Below are 19799 nucleotides of genomic sequence, written 5' to 3' on the forward strand. Positions count from 1 at the left end.
GTTTCCGCGATCATGCCTTCCTCGTCTGCCCACGACGACGCCACCGACCTCCACACGCTGGCCGAGCGCATCAAGGCCTGGGGGCGTGAGCTGGGCTTCCAGCAGCTCGGCATCACCGACGTCGACCTGGCCGAGGACGAGGCGCGCCTGGCGCGCTGGCTGGCGGCCGGCCACCACGGCGAGATGGGCTTCATGGCCAAACACGGCACCAAGCGCACTCGCCCCGCTGAGCTGGTGCCCGGCACCCTGCGGGTAATCAGCGTGCGGCTGGACTACCTGCCCGCCGAGGTAGAGACCGCCAAGGTGCTGGGCCAGCCCGAGCGCGCCTACGTCTCGCGCTATGCTACCGGGCGCGACTACCACAAGCTGATGCGCAAGCGCCTGGCGACGCTCGCCCAGTGGATCGAGGCCGAGGTAGGCCCGATCGGCTATCGCGCCTTCGTCGACTCCGCCCCGGTGATGGAACGAGCCCTGGCGCGCAAGGCGGGGCTCGGCTGGTTCGGCAAGAACGCGATGCTGCTGAATCCCAAGGCGGGCTCGCTGTTCTTCCTGGGCGAGCTCTACACCGACCTGCCGCTGCCGGTGGACGCCCCCTTCGAGGGCGAGCACTGCGGCAGCTGCAGCGCCTGTCGCACGGCCTGCCCCACCGGCGCCATCGTCGAGGATCGGGTAGTGGACGCCCGGGCCTGCATCTCCTATCTCACCATCGAGCTTCACGGCGCCATTCCCGAGCGCTATCGCGAGGCCATGGGCAACCGGGTGTTCGGCTGCGACGACTGCCAGCTGGTCTGCCCCTTCACCCGCTTCACGCGGGTGACGCGAGAACCCGACTTCGCGCCGCGCCACGACCTGGACCGCGCCAGCCTGCTCTCGCTGTTCGCCTGGGGCGAGGAGGAGTTCCTGGAGAAGACCGCCGGCAGCCCGACCCGCCGCATCGGCTACGAGCGCTGGCTGCGCAACCTGGCGGTAGGGCTCGGCAACGCGCCCTGGAGCGAGGCGGTGGAGGCCGCCCTGTGGGCGCGCCTGCCCTACCCCTCCGACCTGGTTCGCGAGCACGTGCGCTGGGCGCTGGCGCGCCAGCGGGAGAAGCGCCAGAACACCATAGCTAGAAGCTAGAAGCTAGAAGCTGGAAGCTCCGGACGAAGTCCGGTCACCCGGCAGGCGCAGGAAGGTAGCGCGGTAGTGGGCCAGCTCGGCGATGGACTCCTTGATGTCTTCCATGGCCAGGTGCACGTTGCGCTTCTGGAAGCCCGCCATGGCGCCGGGGTTCCAGCGCTTCGCCAGTTCCTTGAGGGTGGAGACATCCAGGTTGCGGTAGTGGAAGAAGGCCAGCAGCTCAGGCATCTCCCGCTCAAGGAAGCGGCGGTCCTGGTGCACGCTGTTGCCGCACATGGGCGAGGTGCCGGGCTCCACGTGCTCGCGCAGGAACGCAAGCGTCCGCCGCTCGGCCTCGGCGGTGTCGATCACGCTCGCCTTGACCCGCGCGGTCAGACCGGATTCGCCGTGGGTCTTCGTGCACCAGGCGTCCATGGCGTCGAGCAGGCTGTCGGGCTGCTTGACCGCGATCACCGGGCCCTCGGCGACGACGTTGAGCTCGGCGTCGGTGACCAGGGTGGCCACCTCGATGATCCGCTCGCGGTTCGGGTCGAGCCCGGTCATCTCCAGGTCGATCCATACCAGGCGGTTCTTGCGCGGATCCTGGGGTTCGTTGCTCTTGCTCATCTAAGTTCCTTACATGGCGCGGCTCGCGACAGCGGGCACCCTGGGTGAGTACAATGACCACCATTGTAACGACCTTCAGGGTGCCATGAGCAAACGCAAGTTGAACCGCCAGCAGCGCTGGCGCATCGAGAAGATCCAGGCCGAACGGGCCGCTCGGGCCACCCGACTCGACGACAAGGACAGCGAGAAGCTGGCCGCCGGCGAGTACGGGGCCGAGCAACCCGGCCGAGTCGTTGCCCACTTCGGACGCACCCTGGATGTTCGCCCGGAGGGGAGCGACGAGGCGGTGCGCTGCCACCTGCGCGCCAACCTGGAGGGCCTGGTCACCGGAGACCGGGTGATCTGGCGTGGCCGCCAGGATGCCGCGGGCGCCATCGTGGAAGGCGTGGTGGTGGCCAGCGGCGAGCGGACGAGCGTGCTGGAGCGCCCCGATGCACGCGGCCAGCTCAAGCCGGTAGCGGCCAATATCGACCAGATCCTGATCGTGTTTGCCGTGGAGCCCGAGCCCCACCCCAACCTGATCGATCGTTACCTGGTGGCCGCCGAGGCCACCGGCATCGCTCCGGTGCTGGTACTCAACAAGATCGACCTGCTGCCCCACGGCGGCGGTGAGCTGATGGCGCTGCTGCATCGCTACGAGGCGCTGGGCTACCCGGTGGTGGCCTCCACCACCGAGCGCGAGGACGGTCTCGACGCCCTGCACGCTCGGCTGGCCGGGCGTACCTCGGTGTTCGTGGGCCAGAGCGGCGTGGGCAAGTCGTCGCTGATCGACCGCCTGCTGCCCGACGAGGAACTGCGCATCGGCGCGCTGTCCAAGGACAGTCGCAAGGGCACGCACACCACCACCACCGCGCGCCTCTATGTACTGCCGAGTGCCGTGGAGGCCGAGCTGATCGACTCGCCAGGGATCCGCGAGTTCGGCCTCGGCCACCTCGACGAGCAGCAGGTCGCCGAGGGCTTCATCGAGTTCCGTAACCTGCTCGGGCACTGCCGTTTCCGCGACTGCCGCCACCGCCAGGAGCCGGGTTGTGCGCTACTGGAGGCACTGGAGCGCGGCGACATTCACACCGAACGCTTTGCCAGCTATCGCCGAATCCTCGACTCGCTCGAATAGGGAAAGGCGAACAAGGATAGGAGAGTCTCATGAGTTCCGAAGCCAACCTGCTGCCGCTGATCATCGAGCCTGAACAGCTCGCCGAGCACCTGGATGCCCCGTCACTTCTGATCATCGACGTGTCGCTCAAGGCCGAGAGCTACGCCGAGGGCCACGTGCCCGGCGCCCTCTTCCTCGACAAGGGCCGGCTGATGCGCGGCTCGGGCGAGGTGCCCTGCCTGGAGCCGACGGTGGAGCAGCTCTCGACGCTGTTCAGCGAGCTGGGTCTGACCCGCGACACCCACGTGGTGGCCTATGACGACGAGGGCGGCGGCTGGGCCGGCCGGCTGCTGTGGACCCTCGAGCTGATCGGCCATAGCCGCTACTCCTACCTCAACGGCGGCATCTACGCCTGGCGCCAGGACGGCTTGGCGGTGTCCAGCGAGCCCACCGCCCCGACGCCCAGCGACTACGAGGCGGAGATCCTCCACCCCGAGGTGGCCATCGACCGCGTCGAGCTTACCGAGCGCCTGGGCGAGAAGGGCTTCGCCATCTGGGATGCCCGCTCGCCCGAGGAGTACCGCGGCGAAAAGGGGGCGAACAAGCAGCTGGGCCATATTCCGGGCGCGGTGAACATGGAGTGGACCCGGGCCATGGACCCGGAGCGCGGCCTGCGCATCCGCGACTACGCCGAGCTGATCACCGAATTGGAGGCACTGGGCCTGACCCCGGACATGGAGGTCGCCACCCACTGCCAGAGCCACCACCGCAGCGGCTTCACCTGGCTGGTGGGCCGCGCGCTGGGCTTCGAGAAGATCCGCGGCTATGCCGGCTCCTGGAAGGAGTGGGGCAACCGCGACGATACCCCGATAGAAAAGCCGTAAGCTGGAAGCTGGAAGCTGGAAGCTGGAAGCTGGAAGCTGGAAGCTGGAAGCTGGAAGCTGGAAGCTGGAAGCTGGAAGCTGGAAGCTGGAAGCTGGAAGCTGGAAGCTGGAAGCTGGAAGCTGGAAGCTGGAAGCTGGAAGCTGGAAGCTGGAAGCTGGAAGCTGGAAGCTGGAAGCTGGAAGGCAGCATGTTGCCACCCAACCAGGTGTCAAGCTTTTTCTTCAAGCTTCCAGCTTAAGCCCGCGTAGCGGGCGTTCTTCCAGCTCCCGGCGAAGCCGGGGAGGGTTTTTCTTCCAACTTCCAGCCGCGAAGCGGCGCTCTTCCAGCTTCAAGCTCAAGGACGCTTAGCCCACCCTACCGATCATCTACCCACCCCCCCCCCTGAAGAGATTTCCCGTCCGTGTCGCTATCCAAGCTGTTTGCCCTGATCCAGTACCCGCTGCCCCACCACCTGCTGTCACGGCTGGTGGGGTGGCTGGCCGAGTGCCGTACCCCCTGGCTGAAGAACGCCCTGGTGCGGCGATTCATCCGCCAGTTCCGGGTCGACATGGATGAGGCCGCCGAGCCGGATCCGACGGCCTATGCCACCTTCAACGACTTCTTCACCCGCGCGCTGGAGGACGGTGCCCGCCCCATCGGCGAGGGGGTCGCGAGCCCCGCCGACGGGACCCTGTCCCAGTTCGGCCCCGTCGAGGCCGGCCAGCTGCTGCAGGCCAAGGGCCATCACTTCTCGGTCATGGACCTGCTGGGTGGCGACGGCGACGCGGCTCGGCGCTATCTGGGGGGCAGCTTCGCCACGATCTACCTCTCCCCCAGCGACTATCACCGGGTGCATATGCCGGTCGGTGGCACCCTGACGGAGATGGTCTACGTGCCGGGGCGGCTTTTTTCGGTGAACGCCGCCACCACCGAGCACGTGCCCAATCTGTTCGCCCGCAACGAGCGCCTGGTGTGCCACTTCGACACCGAGCACGGCCCCATGGCGATGGTGCTGGTGGGGGCGATGATCGTCGCCGCTATCGAGACGGTGTGGGCCGGGCAGATCACCCCGCTGCCCCGCGGTGGCGTGCAGCGCATCCGCTTCGACACGCCGGTGCGCCTCGAGAAGGGCGAGGAGATGGGCCGCTTCAAGCTCGGCTCCACGGTGGTGATGGCCTTCGCCGAGCCGGTGGCCTTCGCCAACGCCATCGAGCCCGGCGCCAAGGTGCAGATGGGGCAGTCGCTGGGAGCTTTCAAGACTTCGGTTAGGGCTGGGGATTTGTTGTAGGAACTGGGCTCTGCCCGGCGAAGGGAGACCGAAGGGCTCCTGGGCGACATGCGCTAACGCAACCAACACCGCCGAGGCGGCTTCGCCGCCATTCGCCGGGCGAAGCCCAGCTCCCACCAGATGCTCCAAGCCTCGTGAAGGTTTGAGGGGCAACATAGAATCTCCCACTGGTGAACTTCACTAGCATTTGCTGAGAAGCTTCTCAGCACCGCGGGGTGGCGAAGGCCATCACCTCCGCCACGCTCTCCCGGCCCAGCGCCAGCTGGATCAGCCGGTCGATACCCAGCGCCACCCCGCTCCCTGCCGGCATGCCATGCTCAAGTGCCGCCAGCAGGCGCGCGTCGACGTCCACCTCGGCTAGCCCCGCGGACCGCCGGGCGACGTTGTCATCCTTGAAGCGGGCCGCCTGCTCGGCGGCATCGGTGAGCTCGTCGTAGCCGTTGGCCAGCTCCAGTCCCGCGAGATAGAGCTCGAAGCGCGAGGCCACCCATTCGCCATCCTCCGGGTCGCGGTGGCGCCGCGCCAGCGCCGCCTGGCTGGCCGGGTAGTCCACCACCACCTCGATGCCCTCCCGCCCCAGGTGCGGCTCGATCGCGAGACTCAACAGCAGATCGAGACAGTCGTCGCGGGGGGCGTCTGCCATGGAGAGCCCGCCCCGTTCGCCGGCCAGCCGACGCAGCTCGGCGAGCTCGATGCTGAAGGGGTCGATGGCCAGCTGATCGCGGAACAGCTCGCGATAGCGGCGGCGGCGCAGCGGGCCGGGATCGCGACCCAGCACATGGCGCGCCAGTTCGACGGACTCCTCGATCAGTTCATTGAGGGAGAACCCCGGGCGATACCACTCCAGCATGGTGAACTCGAGGTTGTGGCGTCGCCCCACTTCGCCGTCGCGGAAGCAGCGCGCCAACTGGAAGATCGGCCCGGAGCCTGCGGCCAGCAGCCGCTTCATGGCGAACTCCGGGGAGGTCTGCAGCCACAGGCGCTCGCGACCGGCGGGAGTGGTGGCCTCGGTGCTCAGGGAGGCCAGGTGCAGATCGGTGCTGCCGCCGTGGCCCAGCACAGGCGTCTCCACTTCCAATACCCCGCGCCCGGCGAAGAACGCCCGCACCTGGGCGATCAGCCGGGCGCGGGCGCGCAGGGTCTCGATATCGGCGCTGGGTCGCCAGTCGCTTCGCATCAGGCGCGGCTGACATAATCCCCGGAGCGCGTATCCACCTTCAGGATTTCGCCCTGGTTGATGAACAACGGCACGCGGACCACGGCGCCGGAGGAGAGCGTCGCCGGCTTGGAGCCGCCCTGGGCGGTGTCGCCCTTGAGGCCCGGGTCGGTCTCGACCACTTCCAGCTCGATGAAGTTGGGCGGGGTCACGCTGATGGCGTTGTCGTTCCACAGAGTCACGGTGTAGGCCACTTGTTCCTTGAGCCACTTGACGGTGTCGCCCAGGGCCTTCTTCTCGACAGCGTACTGTTCGAAGGAACCATCGGTCTTCATGAAGTGCCACATCTCACCGTCGGAGTAGAGGTACTCCATGTCGAGATCCATGACGTCGGCGCCCTCCAGGGACTCCCCGGATTTGAAGGTGCGCTCCCAGACCCGGCCGGTGATCAGGTTGCGCAGCTTGACGCGGTTGAATGCCTGCCCCTTGCCTGGCTTGACGAATTCATTCTCGACGATCGCGCAGGGATCGCCGTCCAGCATCACCTTCAGACCGCCCTTGAATTCGTTGGTAGAATAGTTCGCCATCTTCTCTCACTCATGTTCGAGCGCGCCCCCGGGTCCCGGGGGCGCGCTGGGAAACGACATTCGACGAGGCCAGGCTTTCAAGAACCCGCCTCGCCCGCATTGACTGGTGTGCCGCATGATAACCCGAAGCCCCCCCCTTTTGCAGCGTCACGACGAGGCCGAGCCGCTGTCACCGCCGCCCGCCTGGCAGGCGCAGCTGGCCGGCGCCATCCGTGACCCCGCCGAGCTGTGCCGGCGCCTTGGGCTGAACGAGGCCTGGCGGCCCGGCGCCGAGGCGGGCCATGCGCTGTTCGAGGTGCGCGTCCCCGTGGCCTTCCTCTCCCGGATGCGGCCGAATGACCCGGCCGACCCCTTGTTACGTCAGGTGCTGCCACTGGGTGAGGAGGCCGTGCCGACCCCGGGCTATGTGGCCGACCCCCTGGAAGAGGTCTCGCATACCCCGGCCAGGGGGCTGATCCACAAGTACGCCGGCCGGGTGCTGCTGATCACCAGCCCCGCCTGCGCGGTGAACTGCCGCTACTGCTTCCGCCGCCACTTCCCCTACGGAGACAATTCACCGTCGCGAGCCCAGTGGGAGGCCACCCTGGACCACCTGCGCGACGACACTACTATCCGCGAGGCGATCCTCTCCGGCGGTGACCCGCTGGCCGCCAGCGACCGCCAGCTGGCCTGGATGGTGGAGCGCCTCGACGCCATTCCCCACCTCACGCGGTTGCGGATTCACACCCGCCTGCCGGTGGTGATCCCGGATCGTGTCGATGACGCCCTGCTCGGCTGGCTCGGCGCTACCCGCCTGCAGAAGGTGGTGGTGCTGCATATCAACCACGCCCAGGAGATCGATGACGCCGTTGTGGCAGCCTGCGAGCGGCTAAAAGGCGCAGGCGTCACCCTGCTCAACCAGAGCGTGCTGCTGCGCGGAGTCAATGACTCGGTCGACGCCCTCGCCACGCTCTCCGAGCGACTCTTCGTGGCCGGCATCCTGCCCTACTACCTCCACGTGCTCGACCCGGTGGCCGGCGCAGCCCATTTCGACGTGCCAGACGAGGAGGCCCGCGAACTGGTCGCGGGCCTCAGGGATCTGCTGCCGGGGTTCCTGATGCCCCGCTTGGTCAGGGAGATCCCCGGCGAGGGGAGCAAGACGCCGCTGTAGCGGAGCTTTTCACCACGCCAATGCACCACAACAATGCGCGCCGAGCCATTTCTGCACCAATGCCACCCGACGATGCCGCCGAACGCTGGGAACGTGGCTTTCTAGACGCGTTCAAGCTGCTGTTTAACCGACAATAACGCCATATCGGGCATTCGTTTTGCTTTCATCATAGTGATACGGGGTATCGGCAGTGCATCGATGGCTGCCAGACAATTCAGTTTCCAATGGACGGCTAGGGTTCCGATCGCATCATCACTTACCCCGATGCGATGACTGGTCCGAGAGCCGTCGACCCGGCGCAAGACAGGGGCACGCCCATAGGGGCGCCCTAACCCACAGCGCAAGGTTACACGGCGGGAGAAAAGCCCGGGAGGATCAGGTGCAGCAGGTTGCGCCGATGCCCCGATTTTTTCTCGAGCCCATTGGAGGCCACCATGACCCAGCCCACCCGTTCCTTCTCTCCCAAGCGACTCACCCTCGCCGCCGCCATCTCGTCCACGGTGCTGGTCTCAGCGCTGACCGCGGCTCCACTCCAAGCTCAGGAACGCGACCAGTTCAGCGTCTGCTGGTCCATCTATGCCGGCTGGATGCCCTGGGGGTATGCCGAAGAGGCCGGTATCGTCGATCGCTGGGCCGAGGAGTACGGCATCGAGATCGAGGTCATCCAGGTCAATGACTACGTCGAGTCGATCAACCAGTTCACCTCCGGAAACGTCGACGGCTGCGCCATGACCAACATGGACGCCCTGACCATCCCCGCCGCCAGCGGCGTCGACTCCACCGCGCTGATCGTCGGCGACTACTCCGACGGCAACGACGGCGTGGTACTGAAGAACGCAGACAGCCTCGAAGACATTGCCGGGCGTGACGTCAACCTGGTGCAGTTCAGCGTCTCCCACTACCTGCTGGCCCGCGCGCTCGATAGCGTGGGTATGAGCGAGCGCGATGTTTCCACCGTGAATACCGGCGACGCCGATATCGCCGGGCTCTTCGCCAGCCGCGACAGCATCGACGCGGTAGTGACCTGGAACCCCCAGCTCTCTACCGTGACGGACCTCGAGGGCAGCACCCTGGCCTTCGACTCGAGCGAGATACCCGGTGAGATCCTCGACCTGATGGTGGTCAACACCCAGACCCTGGCCGACTACCCCGAACTGGGCCATGCCCTGGTCGGCGCCTGGTACGAGACCATGGCGCTGATGGCCGATGGCGATGAAGCGGCACTCTCGCAGATGGCCGAGGCCGCCGGCACCGACCTGGATGGCTATCGTGCCCAGCTCGATGCCACCTACCTCTATACCGACCCGGCCGAGGCCCTCGCGCTGATCGAGAGCGACGACCTGCTCGAGACCATGCAGCGGGTCGCGGAATTCAGCTTCGAACACGGTCTGCTCGGCGACATGGCGCCCAACCCCGGGGTGGTGGGTATCGAAACCGCCCAGGGGGTATTCGGCGACGAGGACAACATCATGCTGCGCTTCGACCCGAGCTTCACCCGAGCCTATATCGACGCACAACTATAAGCCAGCCGTCAGGAGATCGCTCGCCGCCCCGGGGGTGGCGAGCGATCTTGTCCCCTCACCCTGACGTGGAGCCTTCATGAAACGCCTGATCAATCTCACACCCTCGCGCGGGGGGCGCTGGCTGCTGGGCCTGCTGCCCTTTCTGGTGGTGGCGATGGTCTATATCGCCCTCTCCAACGCGCGGCTCGCCGAGAACCCCGATGATCGGCTGCTGCCGGCCCCGGCCACCATGGCCAGCACCTTTTTCACCATGGCCACCGAAGAGAACGTGCGCACCGGCCAGATCACCCTCTGGGCGGACACCTTCGCCAGCCTCGAACGACTGTTGATCGGGGTGGCCATCAGTGCGCTGATCGGCCTGGGGGTGGGGCTCGCCAACGGCGGCCTGCCGCTGATCCGCGCCAAGTTCTCGCCACTGGTGACGGTGATCTCGCTGATTCCGCCCATGGCCATCCTGCCGATCCTGTTCATCGCCTTCGGCACCGGGGAGGCTGCCAAGATCGCGCTGATCGTGATCGGCGTAACGCCCTTTCTGATCCGCGACCTGCAGGGCCACGCCCTGCGCCTGCCCGACGAGCAGCTGATCAAGGCCCAGACCCTGGGCGGCAACTCCTGGCAGGTACTGGTCCGGGTGCTGCTGCCCCAACTCACGCCGCGGCTGCTCAATGCCACCCGCCTGGCGCTGGGCACGGCCTGGCTGTTCCTGATCGCCGCCGAAGCCATCGCCGCACAGGAGGGGCTCGGCTACCGCATCTTCCTGGTGCGTCGCTACCTGTCGATGGATGTGATCCTGCCCTATGTAGCCTGGATCACCCTGCTGGCCTTCCTGCTCGATCAGCTGCTGGCGCGGACCTCGCGGCTGGCCTTCCCCTGGTACCACGCCGAAGAGGGAGACAACGCATGAGCCTGCTCGAAGCCAAGCGCCTGGAGAAGCACTACGGCGAGCATGTGGTGCTGGAGCGCCTCGACTTCCGCGTCGAGGCCGGCGAATTCGTCACCCTGGTGGGGGCATCGGGCTGTGGCAAGACCACCTTCCTCAAGATGCTGCTGGGTACCGAGCGCATCTCCCGCGGGTCGCTCACCCTCGATGATCGGCCGATTCCCGATGAGCCGGGCCCGGACCGCGGCGTGGTGTTCCAGAAGTACTCGGTGTTTCCCCACTTGACCGTGCTTGGCAACGTGATGATCGCCGAGGAGCTCGGCCAGTCACGCTGGCTGGGCAAGAGCTTCGGCGCCGCTCGCCGCCATGCCCGTGACAAGGCCATGGCGCGCATAGAGGAAGTCGGCCTCGCCGATGCCCTGAGCAAATACCCCCACGAGCTCTCCGGCGGCATGCAGCAGCGCCTGGCCATCGCCCAGGCGCTGATGATGCGACCGCGCATCCTGCTGCTCGATGAGCCCTTCGGCGCGCTGGACCCGGGCATCCGTCAGGACATGCACGAGCTGATCCTGCGTCTCTGGCAGGAGCAGCAGCTGACCATCTTTATGATCACCCACGACCTCAAGGAGGCCTTCGCCCTGGGCACCCGGCTATGGGTCTTCGACAAGCTGCGCCACGACCCTCATGCCCCCGAGGCGTTCGGCGCCACCATCACCTACGACCTGCCGATCGGCGAGCGCCAACCACCGGCGGACCTGCCGGCCCGCTTCGCCGAGCGTGGCCTCAAGACCCTGACCCAGGAGACGCTGCTATGAGCACGCCCGCACACACCGCTGACCTCAGCGACGCGCTCTATACCACCCACCTGCCCGGCGGCCACCACTGGTCGCTGCGCCTGCGCCGCGGCACCACCCTGACCCTCACCGCCCGCGAGACGGACAGCAATGTGGGGCTGCTGTGCTACAACCCCGAGAACCTGCTCGAGCGCCTGAATCTGCCCGACAGCCTGAAGTGCCAGCACACCTTCAAGCTGACCCAAGGGCACTGCCTCTACTCCGACATGGGACGCATCTTCGCCTCGATCATCCGTGACGACCTGGGCTGGCACGACAGCGTGGGCGGCAACCTGATGCGCCACCACCTGGTGGCCAAGGGCTGGCAGCCGGTGAGCTACCAGCAGGCCCACAACGACTGGACCCGCACCGGCCACGACGCTTTCCTGGTGGAGCTGGCCAAGTACGGCCTGGGTCGTCGCGACCTCACCGCCAACCTCAACCTCTTTTCCCGCGTCGAAAGCGACGCCAACGGCCAGCTGCGCTATGTGCCCGATCACTGCCAGCCGGGTAACAGCGTCACCCTGCGCTTCGAGATGGATACGCTGGTGCTGCTGCACACCTGCCCCCACCCGTTGGACCCCAGCCCCGACTACCCGCGACGTGGCGTGGACATCGCGCTGGGCGTCGCCCCACCGCCGGGCGAGGACGATCTCTGCTACCGCTCGCGGCCGGAGAACGCCCGCGGCTTCGCGAACAACCGCCTCTACCACCTGGGCCTCTGAGGGAGGATGCACCGCATGATCATCGAAAGCACCCGGCGCCCCGAGAACGCCGTGAGTCGCACCACGGTGGACGCCGGGGATCACTACATCGGCACCTTGAGGGCCGGCCAGACCCTGCGCATCCTCGATCTTGAGGGTAACCAGGCCGCCGATACGCTGTTCTTCAGTGCCCACGACACGGCCGAACGCTACAGCGCCATGGACACGCTGCGCGAACAGGGCGCGGTGTATCTCACCGCCGGCTCGACGCTGCTCTCCAGCGAGGGCAGGCCGATGCTGACCATTACCGCCGACACCTGCGGCCGCCACGACACCCTGGGCGGCGCCTGCGCCAGCGAGAGCAACACGGTGCGCTACGACCTGGAGAAGCGGCATATGCACTCCTGCCGCGACAACTGGATGCAGGCCATCGCCGACCATCCGGCGTACGGCCTGACCAAGCGCGACATCACCCACAACATCAACTTCTTCATGAATGTGCCGGTGACCGCCGAGGGCGGGCTGACCTTCGAGGACGGTATCTCGGCGCCGGGCAAGTACGTGGAGATGGTCGCCGAGATGGACGTGATCGTGCTGGTCTCCAACTGCCCACAGCTCAACAACCCCTGCAACGGCTATGACCCGACACCCATCGAGCTGCTGGTGTGGGACTAGTCGCCTGCTGGCATTGACGCCAGGGACGACCCCGGCGGCTGTTTTCTCGGACGCGGGACGGCCCGCACCGTTGATGGACAAGGCACTATGTTTACCAAGGTCCTGATTGCCAATCGCGGCGCCATCGCCGCGCGTATCCTGCGCACCATCAAACAGCTGGGGATCGGCTCGGTGGTGGTCTACGCCGAGGCCGACCGCGAAGCGCCCTATGTCTACCAGGCCGATGAGGCCTTCTCTCTCGGAGAGGGCGCGGCCGCCGATACCTACCTGGATATCGATCGGCTGATCGCCATCGCGCGCCAGAGTGGCGCCCAGGCGGTGCACCCTGGCTACGGTTTCCTTTCCGAGAACACTCGTTTCATCGAAGCCTGCGAGGCCGGCGGGCTGGTGTTCCTCGGCCCCACCGCCGAGCAGATCCGCGGCTTCGGCCTCAAGCATGAAGCCCGCCTGCTCGCCGAGCGGGCCGAGGTACCGCTGGTGCCCGGCTCCGGGCTGCTCGACAGCGCCGAAGTGGCCCTCGTCGAGGCCGAGCGCATCGGCTATCCGGTGATGCTCAAGTCCACCGCCGGCGGCGGCGGGATCGGCATGCAGGTCTGCCAGGATGCCGCCGAGCTGGCGCGCGCCTTCGACTCGGTGCGCGGACTCGGCGAGCGCAACTTCGGCGATGCCGGGGTGTTCCTCGAGGCCTATATCGCCCGCGCCCGTCACCTGGAGGTACAGCTGTTCGGCGACGGCCAGGGCCGGGTGGTGGCGCTGGGCGAGCGCGACTGCTCCACCCAGCGCCGTCACCAGAAGGTGCTGGAGGAGTGCCCCGCCCCCGACCTGCCGGACACCGTGCGTCGCGAACTGCATGCCACCGCGGTGCGGCTCGGCGAGGCGGTGGCCTATCGCAGCGCCGGCACCGTGGAGTTCATCTACGATGCGCAGCGTCAGACGTTCTACTTCCTCGAGGTCAACACCCGGCTGCAGGTGGAGCATGGGGTCACAGAGGAGGTCTGGGGCGTGGACATCGTCGACTGGATGGTCCGCCTCGGCGCCGGGGCGCTACCCGACCTGCTGGCGCTGACCCGCGACCTGGCCCCCCGCGGCCATGCCGTCCAGGCGCGGCTCTACGCCGAGGACCCCCTGCATGATTTCCGCCCCAGCGCGGGCCTGCTCACCGAGGTGGCCTTCCCCGCCGAGACGGGGTTGCGGGTCGATCATGCCATCGAGGCCGGCCTCGAGGTCTCGGCGCTGTTCGATCCCATGCTGGCCAAGGTCATCGTGCACGCCGAGGACCGGGCCACGGCCACGGCGCAACTGGCCGAGGTCCTGGACGCCTCCCGCGTCTACGGCATCGCCACCAACCGCCGCTGGCTATCGCAGGTGCTGCGTGACCCACGCTTCCAGCGTGCCGAGATCCACACCCGCTGGCTCGCCGACCTCGACTGGGCGCCGCCGGTGATCGAGGTCCTGACGCCGGGGACACTGACCACGATACAGGATCATCCCGGCCGCCAGGGCCACTGGGACGTGGGTGTCCCCCCCTCGGGGCCCTTCGACGACCGGTCGTTCCGGCTCGGCAACCGGCTGCTCGATAACCCCGCCGAGGCCGCCGGCCTGGAGATCACCCTCACCGGCCCCAGCCTGCGTTTCCACCGCGCTACACAGATTGCATTGACCGGTACGGCGCTGCCCGCCACCCTCGACGGCGAGCCGGTGGCCTTCTGGCAGGTCCTCGATATCCCGGCCGGGGCCACCCTCAAGCTCGGCAAGGCCGCCGCCGGCGCCCGCGCCTACCTGCTGGTGCGCGGCGGCATCGATTGCCCAATGTACCTGGGGTCGCGCAGCACCTTCACCCTGGGTCAGTTCGGCGGGCATGGCGGGCGCGCCCTGCGCAGCGGAGATATGCTCGAACTGCCCGACCTCGACCCCGTCACGACCCACACGCTGCCCGAGGCGCTGGTGCCCGCCTTCGGACGCCCCGCAGGCCAGCAGGACGAGGGGCGTACCTGGGAGGTCGCCGTCCTCTACGGCCCGCACGGCGCGCCGGACTTCTTCACCGAGGGCGATATCGACGCCTTCTTCGCCCACGACTGGGAGGTGCACTACAACTCCAGCCGCACCGGGGTGCGGCTGATCGGCCCCCGCCCCGAGTGGGCGCGGGCCGACGGCGGCGAGGCGGGGCTGCATCCGTCCAATATCCACGACAACGCCTACGCCTTCGGCACCATCGACTTTACCGGTGACATGCCGGTGATACTCGGCCCGGACGGCCCATCCCTTGGCGGCTTCGTCTGCCCGGCCACGGTGATACGCGCCGAGCGCTGGAAACTCGGCCAGCTGGCCGCCGGTGACAAGGTGCGCTTCGTACCGGTCAGCCTGGCCACCGCGCGTGAGCGCGAGGCGCGTCAGCTGGCCGAGCTCGATAGCCTGATCGCACAGCCCTCCACTGCCCTTGTCGAGCAGCGCGACAGCCCGCTGCTGCGGGACGTGCCGGCCGAAGAGGCCGGCGAGCGGATCCTCTATCGCCGCGCCGGCGACGACTTCCTGCTGATCGAGTTCGGTGCCATGGAGCTGGATATTGCCCTGCGCTTTCGGGTCCATGCCTGGATGCTGTGGCTGGGCGAACACCCTCTGCCGGGGCTGCGCGAGCTCACCCCCGGCATCCGCTCGCTGCAGGTGCACTACGAGCCGCGCGAGCTAGCGCTCGACGACCTGCTCGGCCACCTCGCACAGGCAGAACGCGAGCTACGCGACGTCGAGACCCTGGAGGTCGAGTCCCGGGTCGTGCATCTGCCGCTCTCCTGGGATGATCCGGCCTGCCATGAGGCGATCGACAAGTACCAGCGCTCGGTGCGCCCGGACGCCCCCTGGTGCCCCAGCAACCTGGACTTCATCCGCCGCATCAACGGCCTGGAGAGCGAGCGCGAGGTGCGCGATATCGTCTTCGATGCCCGCTACCTGGTGATGGGACTGGGCGACGTCTACCTGGGGGCGCCGGTGGCCACCCCCCTGGCCCCTCGCCAGCGCCTGGTCACCACCAAGTACAACCCGGCGCGTACCTGGACCGCCGAGAACTCGGTGGGCATCGGTGGCGCCTACCTCTGCGTCTACGGCATGGAAGGGCCCGGCGGCTACCAGTTCGTCGGCCGCACCCTGCAGATGTGGAACCGCTACCGGGTCACCGAGCATTTCGACCAGCCATGGCTGTTGCGCTTCTTCGACCAGCTGCGCTTCTTCGAAGTGAGCCACGAGGCATTGACGCAGATCCGCCGGGACTTCCCCCATGGCCGCTATCCACTCAAGGTCGAGACCACGCGCTTCAAGCTCGCCGACTACCAGGCCGAGCTGAAACGCCACGCGTCGGCCATCGACGCCTTCCGTGAACGTCGCGAGGCCGCCTTCCAGACGGAGATGGCGAACTGGCGAGCCAACGGCCAGTTCACTTTCGAAGACCAGGCACCGGAGGCAGCCGACGCCGCAGAACTCGGTGACCATGAGCACGGCATCGACAGCCCGGTGACCGGCAGCCTCTGGAAGCTGCTGGTCGCCGAGGGCGACCGGGTGGCAGACGGCCAGGCCGTGGCCCTGGTGGAGTCGATGAAGATGGAAGTCGAGATCACCGCCGCCGAGGCGGGGCGCGTTACGCGCCTGCCTCTCAAGGAAGGCGCCTCGGTGGCCCCGGGACAGCCCATCGTGATTCTGGAACCAACCGAGGAAAAGCCGGCATGACGACACCGACTCTCAGCGTTTCAAGCCTGCATGCCGCCTATCGCCAGGGCGAGCTGACACCGCGTGCCCTGGTCGAACAGCTGCTCGACGAAGCCGCCACTCGCGACCATGACCCCGCCTGGATCACCCGGCTCGACCGTGATCAGCTCGAGCCCTATCTGGCACGTCTCGAGGGGGAGTCCCCCGACAGCCTGCCGCTCTTCGGCATCCCCTTCGCCATCAAGGACAACATCGATCTGACCGGGGTGCCCACCACCGCCGGCTGCCCGGCCTTCGCCTATACCCCCGATGAGAGCGCCTTCGTCGTGCAGCGGCTGATCGACGCCGGCGCCCTGCCGCTGGGCAAGACCAACCTCGACCAGTTCGCCACCGGCCTGGTCGGCGAGCGCGCCCCGGCGGACTACGGGGTGCCGGCCAACGCCTTCGACCCCGCCTACATCCCCGGCGGCTCCAGCAGCGGCTCGGCGGTGGTCACCGCCGCCGGCCAGGTGAGCTTCGCGCTGGGCACCGATACCGCCGGCTCCGGCCGGGTGCCGGCCTGCTTTAACAACCTGTTCGGCGTCAAGCCAAGCCTCGGGCTATTCAGCACCCGCGGCGTGGTGCCGGCCTGCGCCACCCTGGACACCATCAGCCTGTTCACGCTGACCGCCGACGACGCCAGCGCCGTGTTCCAGATCGCCTCCGCCTTTGACCCCGAGTGCGCCTGGTCACGCCGCCATGACTTTGCGATTCACGGCCAGGCCTATGGCCAGGCCCCGGCGCGCTTCCGCTTTGGGGTGCCGTATGAGAACCAGTGGCAGACCGATGCGGCCTACAGCGCCGGCCTGCATGCAGCGATCGCCCAGTTGGAGGCACTGGGTGGCGAGAAGGTCGAACTCGATTGCCGCCCGCTGCTGGCCGCGGCGCGACTGCTCTATGAGGGCCCCTGGGTCGCCGAGCGCTACCATGCCATCCGCGACCTGCTCGAGCGCAACCCCGAGGCGGTACACCCGGTGACCCGCGAGATCACCGAAGGCGGCGCCACGCCGCTGGCGGTGGACGCCTTCGCCGCCCGCTACCAGTTGGCCGAGTACCAGCGCCAGGCGGATACGCTGATCGCGTCAGTCGATGTGATGCTCTCCCCCACCACCGTGACCCACCCCACCAAAGCCGAGGTGGCCGCCGACCCCATCGGCGTCAACTCGCGGCTGGGCACCTGGACCAACTTCATGAACCTGCTCGACTACAGTGCGCTGGCGGTGCCGGTCGGCTTCACTGACGCGGGCCTGCCCGTCGGTGCGACGCTGTTCGGTCCGACCTTCGACGACCTCAAGCTGCTCTCGCTGGGCCGCGCGCTGGAGGGGCTTTCGATGCTGCCGCTGGGCGCCACGGGACTCGAACGCCCGGCCCTGCCGTCGCTCCCACCGGCCCGGGACGGCACCCTGGACCTGGTGGTGTGCGGCGCCCATCTCGAGGGCCTGCCGCTCAACCATCAGCTGATCGAGAGAGGCGGCGTACTGCAGGAGTGCACCACCAGCGCGCCACGTTACCGCCTCTTTGCCCTGGCCGGCGGGCCGCCGACACGCCCGGCACTGGTCCGCGACGAGGTACGGGGCGCCCCCATCGAGGTGGAGGTCTGGCGACTGCCGACCTCCAGCCTCGGTAGCTTCCTGGCGGGTATCCCCGAACCGCTGGGTCTCGGGCAGGTGGAGCTGTCAAGCGGCGAGTGGAAGACCGGCTTCATCTGTGCCGCGGGGGCACTGCATGAGCCCGACGAGGCTCGGGATGTGACCGAGTACGGCGGCTGGCGGGCCTGGCTGGCTTCCCGATAGCGGAAGGCCATCACAGCAAAGCGCACGCGGGCCGGCTATTGCCGGCCCGCGTGCTGTCGAGATGCGGTCGTGAGACTACTTCGCCACGGCCAGGCTCTCGGCGGTGACATTCGCCGCCGGGGCCTGGGTGGAGACATGGCGATTGATGGCGCTCATCACCGCCTTCATGGAGGCACTGGTGATGCTCTCGTCGGTGCCGACGCCGAACAACGCCTTGCCGTCGATGCGCACCTCCACGTAGGCGATCGCCTCGGCGTCGGCGCCCTGGCCGCGGGAATGCTCGTGGTAGTCGATGATCTCCACGTCGTGGCCGGCGGCGGCCAGGGCCTTGATGTAGGCCGCCAGCGGACCGTTGCCCTCCCCCTTGATGGTGCGCCGCTCGCCGCGCTCCTCGATGATCGCCTCCAGGGTCACCTTCGGGCTATCCGCATCGGAGGAGAGGCGGTGACTGACCAGGCCGAAAGGCGCGATCTGCTCCAGATACTCGTCGGCGAAGGCCTGGTAGATCATCTGGGAGGTGATCTCCTTGCCGGTGCGGTCGGCCACTTCCTGCACCACCTGGCTGAACTCGATCGAGAGACGGCGCGGCAGCTCGATGCCGTGCTCCTGCTCGAGCAGATAGGAGACCCCGCCCTTGCCGGATTGGCTGTTGACGCGGATCACCGCCTCGTAGCTGCGGCCCACGTCCAGCGGGTCGATCGGCAGGTAGGGCACATCCCAGATGGCGTCCGGGTTAGCGCGGCGTTCTGCCATGCCTTTCTTGATGGCGTCCTGGTGCGAGCCGGAGAAGGCGGTGAACACCAGGTCGCCCACGTAGGGGTGGCGGGGGTGCACCGGCAACTGGTTGCAGTATTCCACCTCGCGCATGATCGGCGTGATGTTGGAGAAGTCGAGGCCAGGGTGCACGCCCTGGGTGTACAGGTTCATGGCCAGGGTGACGATATCCACGTTGCCCGTGCGCTCGCCGTTGCCGAACAGGGTGCCCTCGACGCGGTCGGCGCCAGCCATCAGGGTCATCTCGGCGGCAGCCACGCCGGTGCCGCGATCGTTGTGGGGGTGCACGCTGACGATCAGCGCATCGTGGTCCTTCACGTGTCGGCAGAACCACTCCACCTGGTCGGCGTAGTTGTTGGGCGACGCCGCCTCCACGGTGGCCGGCAGGTTGACGATCATCGGCTTCTCGGCAGTGGCGCCGTAGGCCGCCATCACCGCCTCGACGACCTCCTTGGCGAAGTCCATCTCGGTGGTGGTGAACAGCTCCGGCGAATACTGGAAGGTCCAGTTCGTCTCGGGCGCTTCGCTCATGCGCTGCCGGATGCGGGTGGTAGCGTCCACCGCGATCTGGATGCACTCGGGCTTGCTGACGTTGAACACCACACGGCGGAACATCGGATCGGTGGCGTTGTAGACGTGGACGATGACGTTCTTCGCCCCCTTGATCGCCTCGAAGGTGCGGTCGATCAGGTGGTCGCGGGCCTGGGTCAGCACCTGGATGGTGACGTCATCGGGGATCTTGCCGTTATCGATCAGCGAGCGCACGAAGTCGAAGTCGGTCTGGGAGGCCGAGGGGAAGCCCACCTCGATCTCCTTGAAGCCGATCTTTACCAGCAGATCGAACAGGCGCTGCTTGCGCTCCTGATCCATGGGGTCGATCAGCGACTGGTTGCCGTCGCGCAGATCGACGCTGGTCCAGATCGGCGGCTGCTCGATACGGCGACTGGGCCACTGGCGGTCGGGCAGGTCGACGGCGACGAAGGGGCGGTACTTGGCGGCGGGGTTGTCGAGCATCATGGCGGCGT

At 67.5% G+C, this 19799-nt stretch carries 16 protein-coding genes and 1 riboswitch; of the genes, 12 read left to right on the top strand and 4 right to left on the bottom strand.

What is annotated here, in order from left to right; genetic code table 11:
* The first annotated feature begins 12 nt into the window (after positions 1-12).
* The gene (queG, locus tag ACM26W_RS13915; protein WP_416137570.1) at positions 13-1116 is read left to right on the top strand and encodes a tRNA epoxyqueuosine(34) reductase QueG; all 1104 of its coding nucleotides are present in this window, start codon (positions 13-15) and stop codon (positions 1114-1116) included.
* Between the two features lie 3 nt (positions 1117-1119).
* Here the strand turns inward: queG and orn are convergent, their stop codons facing one another.
* Complete coding sequence (gene orn, locus ACM26W_RS13920; protein ID WP_416137571.1) at positions 1120-1722, bottom strand: oligoribonuclease; 603 nt, start codon at positions 1720-1722, stop codon at positions 1120-1122.
* Positions 1723-1807: 85 nt separating this feature from the next.
* On the opposite strand from orn, the gene rsgA reads away from it, so the two are divergent.
* From rsgA to asd, 3 genes are all read left to right on the top strand, one after another.
* Entirely contained in the window at positions 1808-2836 is a 1029-nt protein-coding gene (rsgA, locus tag ACM26W_RS13925) for a small ribosomal subunit biogenesis GTPase RsgA (RefSeq protein WP_416137572.1), read from the top strand.
* Positions 2837-2865: 29 nt separating this feature from the next.
* Positions 2866-3699 carry a sulfurtransferase gene (locus ACM26W_RS13930; protein WP_416137573.1) on the top strand — a complete coding sequence of 278 codons (834 nt, stop codon included), beginning with the start codon at positions 2866-2868 and terminating at the stop codon, positions 3697-3699.
* A 401-nt stretch (positions 3700-4100) separates the two neighbouring features.
* Positions 4101-4967 (top strand): archaetidylserine decarboxylase, encoded by an 867-nt coding sequence (gene asd, locus ACM26W_RS13935; protein ID WP_416137574.1) that lies wholly within the window; start codon positions 4101-4103, stop codon positions 4965-4967.
* Between the two features lie 202 nt (positions 4968-5169).
* On the opposite strand, the gene epmA is transcribed toward asd, so the two are convergent.
* Complete coding sequence (gene epmA, locus ACM26W_RS13940; RefSeq protein WP_416137575.1) at positions 5170-6144, bottom strand: EF-P lysine aminoacylase EpmA; 975 nt, start codon at positions 6142-6144, stop codon at positions 5170-5172.
* Entirely contained in the window at positions 6144-6710 is a 567-nt protein-coding gene (gene efp / locus ACM26W_RS13945; protein WP_410283401.1) for an elongation factor P, read from the bottom strand. The genes epmA and efp overlap by 1 nt, the downstream gene beginning before the upstream one ends.
* 115 nt (positions 6711-6825) lie before the next feature.
* Between efp and epmB the strand changes: the two genes are divergently transcribed.
* The 8 genes from epmB to atzF all read left to right on the top strand — a co-directional run bounded on the left by epmB (position 6826) and on the right by atzF (position 18000).
* On the top strand, positions 6826-7860 hold the full coding sequence (gene epmB / locus ACM26W_RS13950) for an EF-P beta-lysylation protein EpmB (RefSeq protein WP_416137576.1): 1035 nt from the start codon (positions 6826-6828) through the stop codon (positions 7858-7860).
* A gap of 221 nt (positions 7861-8081) precedes the next feature.
* A riboswitch (guanidine-I (ykkC/yxkD leader) is annotated at positions 8082-8235 on the top strand.
* A gap of 59 nt (positions 8236-8294) precedes the next feature.
* Entirely contained in the window at positions 8295-9383 is a 1089-nt protein-coding gene (locus ACM26W_RS13955; protein WP_416137577.1) for a putative urea ABC transporter substrate-binding protein, read from the top strand.
* A 76-nt stretch (positions 9384-9459) separates the two neighbouring features.
* Positions 9460-10287: an ABC transporter permease gene (locus tag ACM26W_RS13960; RefSeq protein ID WP_416137578.1), complete on the top strand. Its 828-nt coding sequence runs from the start codon at positions 9460-9462 to the stop codon at positions 10285-10287.
* Positions 10284-11078, top strand: coding sequence for an ABC transporter ATP-binding protein (locus tag ACM26W_RS13965; protein WP_416137579.1), 795 nt, complete (start codon positions 10284-10286; stop codon positions 11076-11078). The genes ACM26W_RS13960 and ACM26W_RS13965 overlap by 4 nt, the downstream gene beginning before the upstream one ends.
* A complete protein-coding gene (locus tag ACM26W_RS13970; protein ID WP_416137580.1) occupies positions 11075-11821 on the top strand; it encodes an urea amidolyase associated protein UAAP1 in 747 nt (248 codons plus the stop codon). Before ACM26W_RS13965 ends, ACM26W_RS13970 begins: the two co-directional genes overlap by 4 nt.
* A gap of 15 nt (positions 11822-11836) precedes the next feature.
* On the top strand, positions 11837-12475 hold the full coding sequence (locus tag ACM26W_RS13975) for an urea amidolyase associated protein UAAP2 (protein WP_416137581.1): 639 nt from the start codon (positions 11837-11839) through the stop codon (positions 12473-12475).
* Between the two features lie 87 nt (positions 12476-12562).
* Positions 12563-16189 carry an urea carboxylase gene (gene uca / locus ACM26W_RS13980; RefSeq protein WP_416137582.1) on the top strand — a complete coding sequence of 1209 codons (3627 nt, stop codon included), beginning with the start codon at positions 12563-12565 and terminating at the stop codon, positions 16187-16189.
* Positions 16186-18000 carry an allophanate hydrolase gene (gene atzF, locus ACM26W_RS13985; RefSeq protein ID WP_416137583.1) on the top strand — a complete coding sequence of 605 codons (1815 nt, stop codon included), beginning with the start codon at positions 16186-16188 and terminating at the stop codon, positions 17998-18000. Before uca ends, atzF begins: the two co-directional genes overlap by 4 nt.
* A gap of 75 nt (positions 18001-18075) precedes the next feature.
* Here atzF and leuA read toward each other — a convergent pair whose 3' ends face one another.
* Complete coding sequence (gene leuA, locus ACM26W_RS13990; RefSeq protein ID WP_416137584.1) at positions 18076-19791, bottom strand: 2-isopropylmalate synthase; 1716 nt, start codon at positions 19789-19791, stop codon at positions 18076-18078.
* Positions 19792-19799 lie beyond the last annotated feature (8 nt).

This window comes from Halomonas sp. HK25 (genome assembly GCF_047795635.1).
Taxonomy (GTDB): Bacteria; Pseudomonadota; Gammaproteobacteria; order Pseudomonadales; family Halomonadaceae; genus Halomonas.